Genomic DNA, 19,176 nt, shown 5'->3' with positions numbered 1-19,176 from the left:
GGATATTTCGAATCGCTGGCCCGCTTTGAGGCGCGAGGTCAGTGATTCCGTTCATCAGGCTGGACCCATTTGCGGGCTTCCCGGCAGGCCGGGTGGTTCCTCACCCCGGATTCTTCAAGAAAATGCAGCAGATTGTGGAATGTCTGCATCCGCTCGCGGGGCGGCCCTTGTTTCCAAATTTAGAATAATTATAGAAAAGAACACAGGGCGAAGGAAACGTCAGTCGCGGGACTTCAAGCGCATAGATCAAAGACAAGCGCGCGATTTGTCCCACCAGTATTTATTGGCAAGCCATCTCGGACAGGTATTGGATTTGTCCCGGCAAGCAACAACAGACGGAGCCACAATGTCCCTTATCAATACGCAAATTAAACCCTTCAAGGCCGAAGCATTCAAGCAAGGCAAATTCGAGTCGGTCAGCGATGCCGACGTGAAGGGCAAGTGGGCAATCTTCTTCTTCTACCCGGCAGACTTCACCTTCGTCTGCCCGACGGAACTGGAAGACCTGCAGTCCGAGTATGCCGCGCTGCAGGGCATGGGCGTCGAAGTGTTCGCCGTGTCGACCGATACGCACTTCAGCCACAAGGCCTGGCACGAAACCTCGCCGGCCATCGGCAAGATCGAATACTACATGCTGGGTGACCCGACCGGCGCCATCACCCGCAACTTCGACAATATGCGCGAAGACATGGGCCTCGCAGACCGCGGTACGTTCGTGGTCGATCCGGACGGCGTAATCCAGGTGATCGAAGTGACCTGTGAAGGTGTTGGCCGCAACGCGGCTGAACTCGTTCGCAAGGTCAAAGCGGCTCAGTACGTCCGCGCGAACCCGGGCCAGGTCTGCCCGGCGAAATGGGAAGAAGGTTCGGAAACCCTCGCCCCGTCGCTGGAACTGGTCGGCAAGATCTAAGCCACCGCTATTCCGTTATCCGGCTGGCTGTGAACTCCACGGCCAGCCGGCTTTCCTCCCTCTATCCCCGCAGGAACTTGCGCTGCCAGCCGGCGCGTCCGCGACTTTCGCAGGAGACGACTTATGTTGGACGCCAATCTGAAGACCCAGCTCAAAGCCTATATGGAAAACATCCGGCGCCCGGTGGAACTCGTGGCCGCCCTGGATGACAGCAAGGGTAGCCGTGACCTCGAAGAGCTCCTGCAGGAAATTTCCGAACTGTCCGAAAAGGTCAGCTGGAAGCGCGGCGAAGACGCGCGCGCGCCCTCCTTTGCGATCACAACGCCTGATGCGGAGATCAGCCTGCGCTTTGCCGGCCTGCCGCTGGGCCACGAATTTACATCGCTCGTGCTTGCGTTGCTTCACGTCGGCGGACACCCGCCCAAGGTCGCACCGGAAGTGATCGAGCAGATCAAATCGCTCGAAGGCAATTTCGAGTTCGAAACCTATTTCTCGCTGTCCTGCCAGAACTGCCCGGACGTTGTTCAGGCCCTGAACATGATGGCGGTCCTCAATCCGAACATTCGGAATACTTCTATCGACGGGTCCCTGTTCAAGGGTGAGGTCGATGCACGCCAGGTGATGGCGGTGCCGACGGTTTACCTGAACGGCGAAGTATTCGGTTCCGGCCGTATGGAAGTCGAACAGATCCTCGCCAAGCTGGATACCGGCGCGCAGGAAAAAATGGCGGCCAAGATCTCTCAGAAAGAGCCGTTCGAAGTGCTTGTTATCGGCGGCGGCCCGGCCGGAGCGGCTGGCGCGATTTACGCTGCCCGGAAAGGTATCCGCACTGGTATCGCAGCGGAACGTCTTGGCGGTCAGGTTCTCGACACGATGGGCATCGAAAACCTGATATCCGTGCCGTATACGGAAGGCCCGAAGCTTGCGACGGCCATGGAAACGCACATCAAGGAATACAACATTGATGTGATGAACCTCCAGACTGCTTCGAAACTGGTCCCGGCCAAGGAAGAAGGCGGTCTGCACGAAGTGGTTCTGGAGAATGGCGCCAGCCTCAAGACCCGCAGCCTCATCCTCGCGCCGGGCGCCCGCTGGCGGCAGATGGGCGTGCCGGGCGAAGAAGCGTATCGCAATAAGGGCGTGGCCTACTGCCCGCACTGTGATGGCCCGCTGTTCAAAGGTAAGCGCGTGGCTGTGATTGGCGGCGGCAACTCCGGCGTGGAGGCGGCTATCGATCTCGCTGGCCTGGTCGCGCATGTCACTCTGATCGAATTCGATACGCAGCTGCGCGCTGATGCTGTGCTCCAGAACAAGCTGCGCAGCCTGCCGAACGTTACAATCATCACCTCCGCGATGACGACCGAAGTGCTCGGCGATGGTGCCAAGGTGAAGGGGCTGACCTACAAGAACCGGAACACTGAAGAGCTGCACGAAGTGGCGCTGGAAGGTATCTTCGTGCAGATCGGCCTCGTGCCGAACACGGAATGGCTGCGCGGTAGCATCGAGCTCAGCGAACGTGGTGAGATCGTGACCGACATGCGGGCCCAGACCTCGCTTCCGGGAGTGTTTGCCGCCGGTGATGCAACGACGACGCCTTACAAGCAAATCGTTATTTCGATGGGCGAAGGGGCCAAGGCAGCCCTCTCCGCATTCGATTATCTGATCCGTCTGGCACCGGCTGAAGCACCGGTTTTGGAAGACGCCTGATCCTGATCAGAGACCCAGTGCGCTGAGCCCCGGATGATCGTCCGGGCGCCGGCCTTGCGGCCAGTGGAACAGGCGTTGGGCATCGCTGATTTGAAGATCGTTGATGCTGGCATAGCGCTTTTGCATCAGGCCCTCAGAGTCGAATTCCCAGTTCTCGTTGCCATAGGCGCGATACCATTGTCCGCTGGCATCGTGAAATTCATAGGCATAGCGGACGGCAATGCGATGACCTGAGAAGGCGAACAATTCCTTGATCAGGCGGTACTCCTGTTCTTTCCGCCATTTCTCCGTCAGGAAGCGGACGATTTCAGCCCGGCCCGTGACGAACAGGTCCCGGTTTCGCCAGGCGCTGTCTTCGGTATAGGCGAGGGACACTTTTTCAGGATTTCGACTGTTCCAGCCATCTTCGGCGAGGCGGACTTTTTCTGTTGCGGTTACGGCCGTGAAGGGCGGCAGGGGCGGTCTCATCGGATTGCTCTCTTGTGTTGGGAGAAAAGCTTGAGCGGCTGGAGAGTGTGTCCAGCCGCCCGAATTGAAGATTACAGGTCACCCACGGCCTTGTGTTCGATACGCGGCCAGGTGCGCTCAGCTTTAGCCAGAATGCGCTTGGAGTCCTTCTTGTACTTCTCGAAGATCTCGGCGTTCACGAACAGGTAGAGCTTGCCATCGACGATGTCGGCATATTGCGGGTCGCCGTCGAACTTCTTGCCGAGTGCGACGGCATAAGCGCAGAACCCGCCATACTGGGCCGCATACATTGCCGGATTGGCTTTGAACTTGTTGGCCGAGTCTTCGGATGCGAAATAGTAGGCCACGCCGTCTTCGACGACTGTGTATTGCGCGTCACCCTCAGCAACAGCGTTCAGCGTCGTCAGGGCAACGGCATCGACGCCGTGCAGGCCCAGCGGAACACCGGCGGTCGTGATGCCGGTCGAGACGTTGTATTCGTCTTCGGCGGCGGCAGGCAGGGCGACTGCGATGGCAGCAGCCATCACCATGGCGGAGAGTGTAATGGTACGGGACATTTCATTTTCCTTTTCGGGAGGTTGGAGCCACTGGCTCGGTGGGGAGAGGGCCTGCCGATGCGGTGAGGCAACCAGCAGGTGGTGGGTGTCTGGAGCTTCTCGGACTGTCAGCTCCAGACGGACAATTACAATCAGGGTACAGAAGACGGGCGCCGGGCAGGGGCGCGGCTCCAGCGGAGGCAGTAGTTCTTGCGCGGGCATATCGCGTGTCCTGATTGCTATTGACCGGATGACTAAGGGGCGGCCCGGAAGAGCCCGGCTGACGGGGGAGGGAGGGGGAAGCCATCAGCCGGGCTGCCGGACATCCACGCGGGGTGAGACGTGGATGGGGGAGCTATTTCCCGTAAGCCGCCTTGATCGCTTTCACCGTATTCTCGGTGTTGTCGACCGCGCTGGCGATCATCCGGAAATTGGTGAGCGAGGCGTCGTATCCGTTATAGAGCGGCGTGATCGCGCCTGCGGTTGCATCGGTGACAACCATCACTTCGAAACCTTGTTCGATCAGCTCGCGCATGTGGGATTCGGTGCAGAGGTTTGACGACATGCCGCCAAGGATGACCTTCGAGATACCGGCCTTGCGAAGCTGAAGGACGAGATCATTGGTTTCAGGGCCGTAGACCTTGTGCGGGCTGGTCACAACGGTCTTGCCGTCATTGATGTAGGGCTTGTAGCGATCGAGCCAGTCGGCGCCCGAGCCTTCGAACCCTTCCAGGGTGAGGGCGTGCGGGCGGTCAAACATGCCGATGCTGTGCATCAGCGTTTCGAGCGTGCCTTCGAATTCCCATTTGTGGTCGTGCTCGAAATAGAAGTGCGGAGACACGAAGACGGGCATGCCGGTTTCACCGGCCACCTTGAACAGGGCTTCGAGGTTTTCGACCGTGCCGTTCTCGGTGATGCTCTGACCGACAACGCCCCAGGTGACACCATCCGGCGAGAGGAAGTCATTCTGCGGATCCGTGATGACGAGAGCCGTCGTCGCCGGATCGATCTTGAAGCCCGGCATGGGCAGTCCGTCATTGACGGGCGGCATTTTTGCTGTGGCTGCGCGAGCCGTTTCGGCAGCGGCGTTATGCTGGGTGAAAAGCAGGGCTGCAAATCCAGCAGACGCCAGGACAAGTTTCAAAGGGAGGCGCGAGGTGAACATTATGATCTCCGTAAGTGGGCGTTTGGTTTCCGCTTGTTCCGGAGGGAGGGGGCGTCTGTCCCTCCAGAAATGAGCTGAGTTCTGACTACGCCCTGGGTCTGGTCTGGTATTGACGCCGGACGACACAGTTTTGACCGGTCGCGTCAAAGCGCTGAGACGGTGGCCGGATTGGCTTCAGAAGATTGCACACACAAAATGCCGGGCCTTCAGAGCGAAGACCCGGCGAAAGGCGTCTGTTAATTTGGTCTGGGTGGTCGCTATGTCAGTTTGGAGGCCAAATAGGCATGTCCGTCGACCATGCGGCGGATTTCGTCCGCCCGGGGTTCGAGGCTCCAGTCGCCCTTGTCGACCGATCCGCCGAGGAGGATACCAGTCTTTCTGGGGAACGAATAAAGCAGGCCATAGTCATCCGTAGATCCGGCATAGCCATACTCAATGTCGTTCTGAGGCAGCAGGAAGCTCAACTGTCCGCGCGCCGGGATGATGCTCTCGTCTCCGAACACTTTTCCGGAACCCAGTCCCATACAATTCACGATGCTGGACTGAGGTAGCTTCTCAAGGTCGGCTTCGGTCTCGAAGGCCATCTCTTTCATGTGGCCGCCCGCGGCAAGGAAATCGTTTACCAGCGCCCGCAGGTAAATGTCGGGATCGATCATCAGCGTGTAATACCCGTCATAGAACGGGAAGCCGAATGGGCCTCCGGGCTGGTTACGCTTCAGGCCCGGGTAGAGCGCGTCTCCGCCGACATAGGGACGGATCGTGCTCATTGGGCGGTTGCTGAGTGAGAACTGACGGATCCAGTAGACGCCATATTTGGGATCATTCGCAAACCGGATGAACCGGTTGAAGGCGATGCGGGAAGCGAGGTCGAGCATCGCCATGGTTTCCTGTGAGACCTGGTCATTCTCGAATAGAGTCACTGGGTGCCACATGGCGCCGGCGACGTTCGACGTCGTGTAGGGCGGAAAATCCTTGGCGTAGATTGTGACTTGTGCGCCAGCGCGCTGAAGCAAAATAGCCGTCGACAAGCCGATTGCGCCGGAGCCGAGCACGGCGACCTGTTCGCTGCGCGTTTCCTTGGTAAGTGCAACAGCCAGTTCGGCGACGCCCCAGGATAAGGAAACACCTCCGCCGCCATGACCGTAATTGTGCACGACACTCTTGGACCCGACCTTCACGGCTTCCAGACGCGGACCGGGTTTCCGGAATGGGCGAAGGCCGACGATGGTACGTGTCACGCGGCTCATGGACGACTTTATTGGTCGCATCGGTGCGTCCATTGACTGGACGAGCGCATCTCCAGTGGTGGGCGGTGGCGCAAACCCTGTGGCTGTACTTGTGCACCCCGTCAGGGCAGCTACACCCAGGCCCGTTCCTGTCGCCAGAAAGTCTCTACGTTTCATGATGTCCTCGATGCGATACCGTTCCCGTGTGGGACTTTTGAAGTGCCGTTTTGACTGGTCAAGGACAGTTCGGCAGACCGGATGGTTGGCTGGGCATATGCCTGCAGATCCGGCGGTTTCGATCGATCAACCTGAATGTCGCCTGTAAATTGGACGGTGATGCAGTGGCTTGCATTTTATCCATGAGAGTATTCCTGCCGGGTATTTGTTCATCGGCGTAACAGGATCGATCACAAACAGCCAATATGTGACGCCTTCTACAAATGATCTGTTTGGACTCCGCGCGGTTGTTCCCAAAATTCAAGCGACATCAATGGTTTGAATGTGCTGGCAGAGAGCCCGGAACAACATGGCTGCAGAGAAATCCCACAGTACAGCGTTGCTGAATGAGGCGCAGCAACCCGCCCGGTCGTCAGACACCACGAGTTGGGACGGCCAGATCCTGATTCTTGCCAGTGATGAAATTCGGGCCGCACATATTTCAAACGGGCTGGGCGAACAGCCCCATCAGACCGAAATTACAGGTCACCCGGATTGGCAAATCCGGCGTCTGAAGCTGATGGGTGCGAGTGCGATCATTCTGGCTTCACCTACCGCAGATCTTGAACTGTTGACCGAACTTCTGGCCATGCGGCGTTTCAGGGCGGTACCCGTTCTTGTTTTCGTCGACCGTGGTTCCAGGGAGGATATGAGCCGGGCTCTGAAACTCGGGGTCAGTGCATTCATCGTTGATGGATTGGAGCCGGAACGTATTCCGGCCATCCTCAATGTGGCAGAAGAGCGCCACGCTCTGACCCTTGCTCTGAGAGACCAGTTGCAGAAATCGCAGGAAGACCTTGCTGCGCGAAAAACGATTGAGCGGGCAAAAGGCCTGCTGATGACGAAAAGCGGTCTCCCGGAGCAGGAAGTTTATGATTCCATGCGACGCATGGCGATGACCCAGGGAAAAACGATGCGGGAGATTGCAGAAAACATTCTCGCAATCTTCGCGATTTTTCCATGAAACCTCTGATCTTTTGGAACCCGATTTCTGCATTCTGAGTGCTGAGACTTTGGGCGTTGTTTGGTGTGCAGTGCACAAAAGCGTGACGGGTTAACGATTCAACATCTTCGGCCACATGTTTCGAATTGGCTTTGCCGGAGGCGCAGGACAGCTTGGTAGGCAAGTCAGCAGGTACAGAATGCCAAAGGCGGTATTTTGCGCGGTCTGCTGATGGAAGCGGCTCAATGGCGGGCCGACTCAACACCTCAGGATATCAGTGCCTTGGGCGTTCTGCTCAATGGGGGAAGCTGGTGTGTGCTCGACAACAGGGGGCAGACGGAACCGTTAAAGAGAGTGATGGTTTCGCTGCGGAAAGGGAATACAAAGTGCGATTTAGTTCTTTTTTGAAAACTGCCGTGTCATCCGCGGTCGTAGGTATGGTGGTCACCGGGGGGGTGGCTTACGCAGAGCCGGATGATGAACCGGCAGCAGATGAAACCGCTGTCCAGGAAAAAGTCATCATCACCGGTTTGCGGGGTAAAGCCCGTTCCGTAATGGATTCACCGGTGCCTGTGGATGTGCTTAGTGGTGATGAAATCACTGATGTGCCGTTCACGGACGCCAACGACATCATCAAGACGCTGGTCCCGTCTTACTCGCTGTCACGCCAGCCGATTTCTGACGGCGGTACGTTCATTCGCCCGGCACAGCTGCGTGGCATGCCAACTGACAAGACGCTGGTTCTCGTTAACTCCAAGCGCCGCCACCGCGCCGCTCTGGTCTCCATCGGTGGTTCCGGTACTCAGGGTCCGGACATTGCGACTATTCCGGCCATCGCTCTGAAGAGCGTTGAGGTCCTGCGCGACGGCGCTGCGGCTCAGTACGGTTCTGACGCCATCGCCGGCGTTATCAACTTCATCCTGAAAGACTCACCGGAAGGCGGCTCGATCAGTGCTGACTTCGGTCAGTATTACGAGGGTGATGGCTTCAATACGACGCTCGCCGGCAACTTCGGCCTCGGTCTTGGTGACAATGGCTTCGTCAACGTGTCCGCTGAATACTCGAAGGCGGATATGACCCTTCGGGGCGAGCAGTACTGCGAAAGCTGGGCTTGCGTCGATCCCAACAGCCCCGATTTCAATCCGGGCGATACGTCTATTGCAGGTTTCGACCTGGATAGCTTCATCGCGGGTCTTGATAGCGCAGACTATGCCGGTTCGGGCGTGGTCCAGCCGTGGGGACAGCCGAATGCGAAAGCGTTCCGTACTTTCGTCAATGCTGGTTACACGATCGGTGATGTCGAGCTCTATGGCTTCGGTAACTATTCGAACTCCGAAGCAGACGGCAGCTTCTTCTATCGTTATCCGGGCAATGGCACGATCGAGAACATCCGTCTTGAAGACGGCTCGCTCTGGTCTTCTCTTTACCTGTTCCCAGGCGGCTTCACGCCGCGCTTCTTCGGTAACGTCATCGACTACTCCGGTGTTGTCGGCGCCCGCGGTGAATGGGACAACGGCATCACTTATGACTTCAGCGGCCGCCTTGGTCACAACGAGATCAAGTACACGCTGAAGAACACGGTGAACCCGTCGATGGGTGACATGTCCCCGACCTCTTTCCATCCGGGTGATCTGATCAACGAAGAGATGCAGCTGCAGGCAGACTTCTCGAAAGAGTTTGAAGTCGGTCTCGCCAGCCCGCTGCTCTTCGCTTTCGGTGCCAGCTACATGGACGAATCCTACGAACTGGTTGGCGGCAGCTACGAGTCATACATTGATGGGCCATATTCGCTTCCGGATCCTTGGGGCTTCTGTGATGCGGGTGTGCCGACTGCTGCTGGTGACGCTGTCATCGCGAACGGTTCGACGCTGGATTGTGCCGATAGCAGCGACCCGGTTTACCAGGCCCTTGGTGTCGGATCGAACGGCTTCCCGGGTTACTCGCCAGCTTACTCTGGTGAATATACCCGAGATTCTTATGCGCTCTACGGTGATCTGAGTGCCGACGTTACGGACGCCCTGTTCCTGCAAGGTGCCCTGCGTTTCGAGGACTATTCTGACTTCGACTCCGAACTGGTCTGGAAAGTGGCTGGCCGCTACGAGTTCTCGCCGATGTTCGCCGTCCGCGGCTCGGTCGGTACGGGCTTCCGCGCTCCGACACCGGGTCAGCAGGGTACGACCAACGTGTCGACTCGCCTGCCGAACGGCTTCCCGGTTGCAACCGGTCTGTTCCCGGCTGGTGGCCCGATTGCGGGTGCTCTGGGTGCAGAACCACTCAAGCCAGAGAAGTCCACCAACTATACGCTGGGTATGACGTCTTCCTTCGACGCATTCTCGTTGACGGTCGACTTCTACCAGATCGACCTGGAAGATCGCGTGAACGCAATCTCCACGCAGGACGTGTCGACCGATCCGACGGCGGGCGTTGCATACGACAACTATCTCGCCCTGGTTGGCGCAGGTGTTGTCGGTGCCGAATCGATTGGCGGGGTATTCTACTTCACCAACGCATTCGACACGAGCACCAAGGGTGTGGACGTTGTTGGTACCTACTCCAAGGACTGGGCAAATGGTTCTTCGACCAAGTTCACGGCTTCCATGAACTACAACAAGACCGAGTTCGATAGTGATGTCGGTTCTCTGTTCAACGCAGAAGACCAGTATGACTTCGTCAACTACGATCCGAAATGGCGCGGAGTTTTCTCGGTCACCCACGATGTTGGTCCGTACAGCTTCCTGGCTCGTGCCAACTACTACGGTGAATCCACGAACTCCAATACCGGCGGCTCGCCGCTCCGGTATCAGGATTACGGTGCTGTGGTTCAGGTCGACCTTGAGGGCTCTTATCAGGTTTCAGAAGCTGTGAAGATCTCTCTCGGTGCGCGTAACGCCTTCGACCAGTATCCGGACGAAGATGAGATCGGCGACAACTGCTGCGGCCGGATCTATCCTTCCGGTACAATCGTCGACTGGCAGGGTGGCTACTACTACGTCAAACTGCTCGCCAATTTCTGATCAGAAACAAAGCTCGCCTGCCCCTTTTGGGGGCAGGCGAAAATTTGTGAGGAGGGATATCGCTATCCCTCCTTGCTCTATTTGGAAGAGGCGGTTCAACAAGCCTCGAACAGGAAACGCAGAGAAGTATGTCTGGCAACGAAGTAGACTACTTGTACGTCGCCGAGATGATCGGCGTTCTTATGGCGGCAGGTTTGGCGGCGGGATTTGCCGCAGGATTATTCGGCATCGGCGGGGGGTTCGTTGTCGTTCCGGCGCTCCTGCTCGTATTTGCCTATTTCGGTGTTGAGCCGGAACTGATCGCCCATGTGGCCATCGGTACATCACTCGCGACCATCATCGTCACTTCTGCCAGATCTGTGCATGCGCACCACACGCATGGCGCGGTCGATTTCAAGATCATCAAGGATTGGGCGCCACCGCTCATCGTTGGCGTTCTCTTGGGTCTGGTGCTCGCGCGCTACATGGATGGCCGGTCCCTGAAGTGGGTGTTTTCCCTTGGCGTCTTTTTCATGGGGCTGCATTTCATCGCGCCCGTTCTTCAACCCAAGAAGCCGATTGCCAGCGACATGCCACAAGGCATTGCGCTTTGGTCGATCGCAACATTTCTCGGCGGGTTTTCGGCGCTACTGGGGATCGGTGGCGGAACAATCGCCGTCCTGGTCATGACAGCCTGCGGGCGCCCTATACACCAGGCGGTTGCAACCGCCGCCGGCTTCGGAATCATCATCGCCCTGCCAGGCGCAATCGGATTTGCGATTCTCGGGCAGGGGGTGCCAAACCTCCCGTTCGGATCGGTCGGATATGTCAATTTAATTGCTGTCGCCGCCATTACGACCATGTCGTTTTTGACCGCTCCATTGGGGGCTAAAGCCGCTCACAGTCTCAATGCCAAAGCCCTGAAGCGGGTCTTTGGCATCTATCTCGTCGCAACGTCGGCAATAGTCCTGTACAATACTCTGACAGGATAACGCTTACGTTCGCATTTTCGCGAAACTCAAAGGAACCAGTTTCTTCACAACCCCAAGGCAACAGGTAAATCAGAATATGGCTTACGATATTTCCAGACGTTTTCTTCTGGCTGGCGCGACCGGCCTCGGTGTCGCCGGCGCGACGGCCTGCGCATCGGGCGCATCCGCGATCGCAGAAACCACGGAGGGAGCCTTCCCACCTGAGAAGGTCGCTGTTGAGAACCCGTACCTCCTCGGCCCGCCGGAAGGCGTTGCGCTCCTGTCCCGTAACGAAAACCCCTACGGCCCGGCACCATCTGCTCTGAAGATGATCGAGTATGCCGGATCAAAAGGCGCTTACTATGCTTCCCAGGATGCCGTGAAACTGCTCGCGACGATGATCGCCGAGAAAAATGGCGTGGCGCCTGAGCAGATCGCCCTGACCACCGGTTCGGGTGAAGCGCTGTCCGCGATTGCCATGATTTATGGCCCCAAGGGTCCGATCGTTGCGCCGCGTCTGTTCTGGGATACGACGGCGCTTTACGCCGCCCGCCTCGGCATGGCGACCATCGACCGTGTGCCGCTGAAAGCGGACATGACGACCGACCTCGAAGGCATCGAGGCGAAAGTCACGACTGAAACCGGGCTCGTTCAGCTCTGCAACCCGAACAACCCGACGGGCCTCGTGGCAGACGCTGCTACACTGAAAGCTGCTGTAACGCGTATGGCGTCCAAGACCATGGTTCTGGTCGATGAAGCCTACATGGAGCTGGCTGACGATCCGGAAGGCAACACCTGCATTGGCCTGATCAAGGACAATCCGAATGTGATCGTGTCGCGCACCTTCTCGAAGATCTACGGCATGGCCGGTATCCGTATGGGCTACACGATTTCTTCCCCGGAAGTTGCCCAGAAGATCCAGGCAACTGCCATGTCCTGGTCGCCGTGCACGTCGTATGCTGCCGCGATAGGCTCCTACAATGACGAAGAGTTCCTCGCTTTCTCCAAGGCGAAGGTCAAAGAAGCACGTGAGATGATCACGACGACGCTCGACACGCTGGGCCTGGAATACCTGCCGTCTCAGACGAACTTCGTCTTCTTCAAGTCCGGCAAGGCTGCCAACGACGTCCAGAAAGCGTTCGCCGAGCAGAAGATCTCTGTCCGCGGACAATACATGGACTATGTCGACTGGACCCGCGTCTCGACCGGCAAGATCGAAGACGTGGAGCGCTTCTGCAAAGCGCTTCCGGCCATCGTCGGCGCCTGATGTGAGGTAGCGTCCCGGTTCCGGGACGCTGACATCTCCCGTCTGGAGCATAAACAGTTCAAATCAGGGCGAGGCGGTTTACTCCGCCTCGCTTTTTTGTGGCTTGGCAGAAAACTACCGCAAATCAAATTCCAAGTACGGGCTGCAGAAGCCGTAGCAGGGGATTTTCAAATCGCAGCTTGCCTTCGTCAACGATGAGCGAGATGCACGGGCCATCATCGTCAATGCGCAGATCGTGCATGCAGCCTTCGTCTTCCTGATGAATGTCACCGGGGACGAATTGCCGGGATCCGGATTTGTATCCGCCTGCCAGAACCAGCGTCCACTCCTGACCGCTATGCGAATGGCGCGGAACAGGAAGCCCAGGCCTTGCGCGTAGCAGGTAGAGGCGCTCGCCGCGGTCGCTACGGCCAAGCCGTGCTTGCTGGACGCCGAGGCCGGCACTCCGCCACCTGAGGCGGCGGCCGCTGCGTCGCACGTAATCAGCGAGCGGTGCGGGCATCCATTCCGGTTCGTCTTCGTTGATAAGGTTCGTATCTGCGTCCGCGGCCGGTGGGATTGCCTGCTCTGTATCCAGACGAGCGTTCAGCCGCGAGAGGAAGTCGCCCGAAAGCGCCGCCGGTTTCGCGCTTTCCAGCAGCGCCCCGGCGACATGGTCGTTCGAGTCAAAGGTTTTCTTCAAGCGGGGATTGATATCCGCCTGGCAGGTCAACAGGAGTTGTTTGAACGGCGAGAGCGATCCCGCTGACTGCATGGCCAGCCAGTCGTCATCAACCGTGTTCGGCAGGGAGGGTGCCGAGTTCATGGTTCATCCTTTCGGTAGGCTTCAAGTGTTGTTCTGAGCTTCTTCAGGGGCGCCCGGATCCGGCTTTTCACCGTCCCGATCGCGATACCTGTCCGTTCTGCAATTGCGCTGTGGGACAGGCCCTCGAAAAAGGCGAGGTAGAGCATCTGCTTCTGTTCTGGCGGCAGGGTTGCGAGCGCTTCCCTGACGGCTTGCGCGGCTTCGGCTTCTTCCAGCCCGACATGCGGCGAATCTTCCGGCTCGTCAGCCAGGTCTATCATGTCCTGTGGCGCAGTCGGCTGCAGCCGGTCATGCTTGCGCTTGTAGTCAATCCAGCGATTGCGGGTCATACGGAAGACCCAGGTTGAGAAGCTGGCTTTCGAGCGGTCATAGCTGGCGGCTTTCTGCCAGACGGCAGCAAGAACATCCTGAACAATGTCTTCGGACGTTGCATCCCCTTCGCCGCGATGCATCAGCCAGGCTTTGAGCCGCGGGGCATAATGGACAGCCAGCGTGTTGAAAGCTTCGCGATCAGCAGAGCCGACCACGCGAGACATCAACTCGCCGTCCAGAGCAGAGCGGCCGGGGAGGGCGCTCACTTTGGCCGGGCTTTTCGAACTGATGCCATGCATGGCTCCTGACTGAGCGGACGTCACAGATCGCATTATCGCCTCCTTTGCTGCTTTTACGCAAATGCTGGCTGACTGGATCATTCAATCCGGCAGGCTGGCTGCTGCGTATCTCTTTTAGCAAAACCGGAGAACGCTCATGCCATTTGATGTCGCCGCCCCAGCGATCCGCCGTCCTGCGGACGCTTCTGGAGGCCGCCGCCCGAAAGTTGCGATCATCGGAACGGGAATTTCGGGGCTTTCCGCAGCGTGGGCCCTGCAGAATACATGCGACATCTCGGTGTTTGAGAAAGACGCTCGGATTGGTGGCCACACGGCGACGGTAACTGTGAACGCTCCTGAAGGGCCGATTCCGGTCGACACCGGGTTCATTGTCTTCAATGAGCCGAATTACCCGAATCTGACAGCGCTATTCGAACATCTTGGTGTGAGTGCCAATCCGACGCGCATGAATTTCTCTGTGTCGATCCCGGACGAGCGGATGGAATATGCCAGCCACGGCATGGAAGGCCTGTTCGCGTGGCGCCGGAACATGGCAAGCCCGCGTTTCTATCTGATGCTCAAGGATATCATGCGTTTCCATGCCGCCTCGCATGATCTGGCTCAGTGCAATCGCGGGCGGTCGATCGGCGAATATGTCAGAGAGGAAGGGTATGGAACGGCGTTTGTGGATTACCACTTGCTGCCGATGGCGGCCGCCATCTGGTCTTGTCCGGTTTCGATGATCATGGACTTCCCGGCGGCGAGCCTTGCGCGTTTTTTCGTCAATCACGGCCTCGTCAGCGTTCGTCCGCAATTCCCCTGGCAATCCGTCGAGGGCGGCAGCGCATCATATCTGGCGCCGCTGACGAAAGGTTTTGCGGACAGGATCATTTGCAATGCAGGGATAAGGTCCGTCACACGGACCTCCGAAGGCGCGAGAATTCATTTTGAAAGCGGACGACAAGAGGACTTTGACGAGGTCGTATTCGCCTGCCACGCACCGGAAGCATTTGCCCTTCTAGATGATGCTGATGACGCAGAGGCAGACATAATTTCTCGATTCCGTACGCAGCCAAACCGTGTGATCCTCCACCGGGATGACAGCCTTATGCCGGAGCGCAAAGCCGCCTGGGCCGCATGGAACTACCGGGCGAAGCGCAGCGACTCGCTGGAACTCTCGGTCACATACTGGATGAACAGGCTGCAGAGACTGGAAACGGAGACGAATTATTTCGTTACTTTGAATCCGGAAAAGGATCCGGCTGTCGATAAGGTGGAGCGCGAGTTCGTCTATAATCATCCGGTGTTCGATGGGGCAGCAATGGCTGCGCAAAGAGAAATCTGGTCCATTCAGGGGCGCCGAAACACTTGGTTTTGTGGTGCCTGGCAGGGATATGGTTTCCATGAGGACGGAATTCAGTCGGGACTCGCTGTCGCGGAACTCATGAGTAACTGGAAACGCCCATGGGTGTTCGATATGGGACAGGAACGCCTCTCGCGAGCCGTGGCCAGACCGGTGTCAGCGTGAATCACCCAGCACGGTATTATGTCGGTCAGGTGAGCCATCGGCGGTTCGGCAAGATCACCCATGTGCTGCGCTATCGCATTGCTTACCTGCTTCTGGATCTGGATCGGCTGGAAGAGGTTGGCCGCCTTACCAAACTACTGAAAATCGGGAAGCGGGGACTGGTCCGGTTTGACCCGCTGGATCATGGCAAAGGCGAGACGACGGATCTGGCGGCTTGGGTTCGTGCATTTGTCGCCCGGCAGGGTGTTCAGGACGATGTGGCCACCATTGAACTTCTCACTTTGCCGAGAATGTTCGGCTATGTGTTCAATCCGATCTCGGTCTACTTCCTGCGTGATCGTGCAGGCGATCTCCACCATATTCTCTACGAGGTGGGCAATACGTTCGGAGAGCGGCACTTCTATCTGTGTGCTGCAGACCAGAAAAAAGGCCTTTGCAGGCATGAGTGTGAAAAGGCTTTCTACGTTTCTCCGTTTTTTGATCAGCGCGGGCAGTATGAATTCACTGTGCAACCGCCTTCAGAGAATGTAGCGCTCGCGATATCCTACCAGCATGGTGAAGAGAAGCGGATGTCAGCTCACCTCGCCGGTAAGGCGTGTTCCGTTACTGCCGGGACTACGATCGGACTACTCGCAAAGTTTCCGTTCATGACGATTGGTGTGATTGCCGGAATTCATTGGGAGGCGTTTAAGCTCGTGCTCAAAGGCGCGCGGTATCACCGGCGCGGTTCCGAGCGTCAGGTTCCGGGGGTGAGCCTCGGGCGCGCCGCATCCAACTGGGGTGACCGACGACAGACCAGCGGACCTGCAGCCTGACGTTCTGAATTTCAGATCTTAGCCCCGTTGTTCGCTCCGGCCCACACCCCCGGAATTTGACAAAAGACTCATATAATGACAGTTGGAATGTCATTATATGAGTCAGGGGTGGAAATGCCGGATCGGACAGCGGGTCATCTCGTTCGGAAATGTTTCGCATGGCTGGGTGGGGGGCTCACCGCAGTCATCGCATTCTTCGGGATCGGTCTGGGGGCGTCTGCCCAGTCCGAAGACGCACGTCCCAATATTGTGCTGATCCTCGTGGACGATGCCGCCCTGATGGATTTTGGCGTCTATGGCGGGGAGGCGCGGACGCCGAACATTGATGCACTCGCCGCACGCGGGGCCATGTTCCGGCGGCACTATTCCTCGCCGCTCTGTTCGCCATCTCGGGCCATGCTCCTGACGGGCATGGACAATCATATGACAGGTATTGCCACCATTCCTGAGGTCCTCCCGAAAGAGCATGTTGGCCAACCCGGCTACACGATGCATCTCGAGCCGGGAATCCTGACTTTGGCTGACCGACTGCAAGCTGCAGGTTACCGGACTTTGATGTCGGGCAAGTGGCACCTCGGAAGTGGCGCGGGTGATCTGCCCAATGCACACGGATTTGACCGGTCTCTGGCACTGGATGCGTCGGGTGCCGACAACTGGTCCGCCAAGCCCTACATGCCGTATTACCAGAAAGCGCCGTGGTATGAGGACGGACAACCTGCGAACCTGCCGGACTCGTTCTATTCCTCAACCATGATCGTCGATCACATGATCGACTATCTGGATGAGGGTGATCAGAGTCAGCCCTTTTTCGCTTATGTGCCTTTCCAGGCGATCCATATCCCGGTTCAGGCGCCTCCGGAACTGACTGCCGGATACGACGGTGTCTATGACGAGGGCTGGAATGCGCTCCGGGAAGCCCGCTGGCAGAAGGCGAAAGAGATCGGGCTGATCCCCCAAACCGCCCTGCTTGCCGACATGCCGGAAGAGATGCGCGCCTGGACTGATCTGTCTCCGGACGACCAGGCACTTTACGCCGCGCGTATGCAGGTCAATGCCGCCATGATGGAAGCCATGGATATCGAGATTGGCCGCCTCATCGAACATCTCAAGCAGACCGGAAAGTACGACAATACGATCTTTGTCGTCACATCGGATAACGGTCCGGAGCCTTCGCGCGGTGATGAAGACTTCCGCCTGAAGATCTGGATGAAGATGCACGGCTATCACATCGGGATCGAAGGCATTGGAGAAGAGGGCAGTTGGGGGTTCATCGGTCCGGAATGGGCGATTGCGGCGGCCTCCCCGAACAACATGTTCAAATTCCTCGGGTCGGAAGGTGGAATTCGCGTGCCGCTGGTCATGGCGGGCCCTGGTGTGCCGGAGGGTGAAACAATCGACGCCCGCACGGTCGTGACGGATATTGCACCCACCTTGCTGGAATATGCGGGTGTCGATGCGCCGGACGATGCGATCACCGGGCGCAGTCTCGACCCGATCCTGTCCGGGGCGCAGTCGGCTGTGTATCAGCCAGACGATGTGATCGGGATGGAGGTCTCCGGGAATTCGGCCATCCTGAAGGGCCGCTGGAAAATTACCCGTAATCAGAAGCCTCATGGCGACGGGCACTGGCGGCTTTATGATATCGAGCATGACCCGGGTGAGACAACGGACCTGAGTTCGGAAAAGCCGGATGTGTTTGCGGACATGCTTGAAGAATACCAGGCCTACAGCAAGCGTGTCGGCGTTCTGGAGGTGCCGGAGGGATACAGCTCCCTGAAGGAAATCACCCGCAACACGATGGCGCGCCAGTTCAAGGCCTACTGGCCGCAGATGCTCGTCCTCCTCGCCGGGGTGATCATGATGGTCGGCGTTTTCGTGTACATAGTTCGGCGCCTCTTCCGGCGCTGACTTCGCAGTCTGCTATTGACCTGGAAACAAATGGCAGGAAGGGTGCCAATAAATATATTATAGCCCTGATCAGGGGCGGGGAGGAAACATGGATACCGCAGGAGAAAACCGTCTCAAGCTGATGGGCGCGCCGGGGTCGCCTTATACGCGCAAGATGCTGGCGTTGCTGCGCTATCGCAGGATTCCCTACGCAATCCTCTGGGGCGGACATCAAAATCCGCCGCCCGGTCTGCCACAGCCCAAGGTAAAATTGCTGCCGACTTTTTATTTCCCGGATGCGAAGGGTGATGTGGAGGCTGTCGTCGACTCCACGCCTATCGCGCGTCGTTTGGAACAAGAATATGCCGGCCGCAGCGTCATTCCGGAGAACCCGGCGCTGGCTTTCCTGAATGAACTCATCGAGGACTATGCGGATGAGTGGCTGACGAAGGCCATGTTCCACTATCGCTGGTATTTCGAGGCGGACCGCGACAATGCCGCGCCGCTGCTCGTCTACTGGTCCTTGCCGACGCTTGCTGCCCCGGATGCCCAGATGATGGCAGATATGTTCAGTAAACGGCAGACAGAGCGACTCTATGTCGTCGGGTCGAACGATGTGACGGCATCGACCATCGAGACAAGTTATCTTCGTTTTATCGATTTGCTGGATGCTCTGTTGCAGAGCGCAGGCTATGTACTTGGGGCGCGGCCATCGTCAGCAGATTTTGCGATCTATGGGCAGCTGACGCAGCTGGCGATTGTTGAGCCAACCTCCGCAGCTCTGACGCGCGCGCGCTCTGCACGGGTCAGGGCCTGGCTGGACCGGATGGAAGACCTTTCCGGTGTCGAGCCTTCCGGCGGCGACTGGTTCACACTTGAGCAAGCGGCTGAACACCTGAAGCCTCTGTTGAGCGAAATCGGCCGCGTTTACCTGCCTTTCCTGAAGGCGAATGCGGCTGCCGTGGTCGCGGGTCGTTCGGAATTCGAAACCGAGATCGACGGACAGGTCTGGACACAGCCCACTTTTCCGTACCAGGCCAAATGCCTGCAACACCTCCGCGAAACTGCAGGTGCTTTGTCTGGCAATGTCCGGAACGAAGTCCAGCAGCTACTTTCAGGCACAGGCTGCGAAGAACTGGTCGGGTAGGC

Annotated in this window: 16 protein-coding genes; 10 read left to right on the top strand and 6 right to left on the bottom strand. The window is 57.9% G+C overall.

The window, feature by feature from the left end; translation table 11 throughout:
* The first annotated feature begins 346 nt into the window (after positions 1-346).
* Together ahpC and ahpF are read left to right on the top strand one after the other, a co-directional pair.
* Positions 347-910 (top strand): alkyl hydroperoxide reductase subunit C, encoded by a 564-nt coding sequence (ahpC, locus tag R3C98_RS09115; RefSeq protein ID WP_371313798.1) that lies wholly within the window; start codon positions 347-349, stop codon positions 908-910.
* 123 nt (positions 911-1,033) lie between these two features.
* Positions 1,034-2,617, top strand: coding sequence for an alkyl hydroperoxide reductase subunit F (ahpF, locus tag R3C98_RS09110; protein WP_371313797.1), 1,584 nt, complete (start codon positions 1,034-1,036; stop codon positions 2,615-2,617).
* Between the two features lie 6 nt (positions 2,618-2,623).
* On the opposite strand, the gene R3C98_RS09105 is transcribed toward ahpF, so the two are convergent.
* The 4 genes from R3C98_RS09105 to R3C98_RS09090 all read right to left on the bottom strand — a co-directional run bounded on the left by R3C98_RS09105 (position 2,624) and on the right by R3C98_RS09090 (position 6,189).
* Complete coding sequence (locus R3C98_RS09105) at positions 2,624-3,085, bottom strand: DUF1348 family protein (RefSeq protein WP_371313796.1); 462 nt, start codon at positions 3,083-3,085, stop codon at positions 2,624-2,626.
* 71 nt (positions 3,086-3,156) lie between these two features.
* Positions 3,157-3,642 (bottom strand): YHS domain-containing (seleno)protein, encoded by a 486-nt coding sequence (locus R3C98_RS09100; protein WP_371313795.1) that lies wholly within the window; start codon positions 3,640-3,642, stop codon positions 3,157-3,159.
* Between the two features lie 334 nt (positions 3,643-3,976).
* Entirely contained in the window at positions 3,977-4,672 is a 696-nt protein-coding gene (locus tag R3C98_RS09095; RefSeq protein ID WP_371314028.1) for an isochorismatase family protein, read from the bottom strand.
* 371 nt (positions 4,673-5,043) lie between these two features.
* Positions 5,044-6,189 carry an FAD-dependent oxidoreductase gene (locus R3C98_RS09090; protein ID WP_371313794.1) on the bottom strand — a complete coding sequence of 382 codons (1,146 nt, stop codon included), beginning with the start codon at positions 6,187-6,189 and terminating at the stop codon, positions 5,044-5,046.
* A 349-nt stretch (positions 6,190-6,538) separates the two neighbouring features.
* Here R3C98_RS09090 and R3C98_RS09085 point away from each other — a divergent pair, with 349 nt between their 5' ends.
* The 4 genes from R3C98_RS09085 to R3C98_RS09070 all read left to right on the top strand — a co-directional run bounded on the left by R3C98_RS09085 (position 6,539) and on the right by R3C98_RS09070 (position 12,402).
* Positions 6,539-7,192 (top strand): ANTAR domain-containing response regulator, encoded by a 654-nt coding sequence (locus R3C98_RS09085; protein ID WP_371313793.1) that lies wholly within the window; start codon positions 6,539-6,541, stop codon positions 7,190-7,192.
* Positions 7,193-7,608: 416 nt separating this feature from the next.
* Entirely contained in the window at positions 7,609-10,185 is a 2,577-nt protein-coding gene (locus R3C98_RS09080; protein WP_371314027.1) for a TonB-dependent receptor plug domain-containing protein, read from the top strand.
* A 128-nt stretch (positions 10,186-10,313) separates the two neighbouring features.
* Positions 10,314-11,156: a sulfite exporter TauE/SafE family protein gene (locus R3C98_RS09075; protein WP_371313792.1), complete on the top strand. Its 843-nt coding sequence runs from the start codon at positions 10,314-10,316 to the stop codon at positions 11,154-11,156.
* Positions 11,157-11,232: 76 nt separating this feature from the next.
* Positions 11,233-12,402 carry a histidinol-phosphate transaminase gene (locus R3C98_RS09070; protein WP_371313791.1) on the top strand — a complete coding sequence of 390 codons (1,170 nt, stop codon included), beginning with the start codon at positions 11,233-11,235 and terminating at the stop codon, positions 12,400-12,402.
* Positions 12,403-12,526: 124 nt separating this feature from the next.
* On the opposite strand, the gene R3C98_RS09065 is transcribed toward R3C98_RS09070, so the two are convergent.
* Together R3C98_RS09065 and R3C98_RS09060 are read right to left on the bottom strand one after the other, a co-directional pair.
* On the bottom strand, positions 12,527-13,207 hold the full coding sequence (locus R3C98_RS09065) for a cupin domain-containing protein (RefSeq protein WP_371313790.1): 681 nt from the start codon (positions 13,205-13,207) through the stop codon (positions 12,527-12,529).
* Positions 13,204-13,851 (bottom strand): sigma-70 family RNA polymerase sigma factor, encoded by a 648-nt coding sequence (locus tag R3C98_RS09060; protein ID WP_371313789.1) that lies wholly within the window; start codon positions 13,849-13,851, stop codon positions 13,204-13,206. Before R3C98_RS09060 ends, R3C98_RS09065 begins: the two co-directional genes overlap by 4 nt.
* Positions 13,852-13,954: 103 nt before the next feature.
* Between R3C98_RS09060 and R3C98_RS09055 the strand changes: the two genes are divergently transcribed.
* The 4 genes from R3C98_RS09055 (at position 13,955) to R3C98_RS09040 (ending at position 19,174) form a co-directional block, all read left to right on the top strand.
* The gene (locus R3C98_RS09055) at positions 13,955-15,325 is read left to right on the top strand and encodes an NAD(P)/FAD-dependent oxidoreductase (protein WP_371313788.1); all 1,371 of its coding nucleotides are present in this window, start codon (positions 13,955-13,957) and stop codon (positions 15,323-15,325) included.
* Entirely contained in the window at positions 15,322-16,140 is an 819-nt protein-coding gene (locus R3C98_RS09050; RefSeq protein WP_371313787.1) for a DUF1365 domain-containing protein, read from the top strand. Before R3C98_RS09055 ends, R3C98_RS09050 begins: the two co-directional genes overlap by 4 nt.
* Before the next feature lie 114 nt (positions 16,141-16,254).
* A complete protein-coding gene (locus tag R3C98_RS09045) occupies positions 16,255-18,048 on the top strand; it encodes an arylsulfatase (RefSeq protein WP_371313786.1) in 1,794 nt (597 codons plus the stop codon).
* A gap of 88 nt (positions 18,049-18,136) precedes the next feature.
* Positions 18,137-19,174: a glutathione S-transferase family protein gene (locus R3C98_RS09040; protein ID WP_371313785.1), complete on the top strand. Its 1,038-nt coding sequence runs from the start codon at positions 18,137-18,139 to the stop codon at positions 19,172-19,174.
* The last annotated feature ends 2 nt before the right edge of the window (positions 19,175-19,176 follow it).

Source organism: Hyphomonas sp., assembly GCF_041398465.1.
Lineage (GTDB): Bacteria > Pseudomonadota > Alphaproteobacteria > Caulobacterales > Hyphomonadaceae > Hyphomonas.
This window is presented reverse-complemented; position numbering and strand designations above follow the sequence as displayed.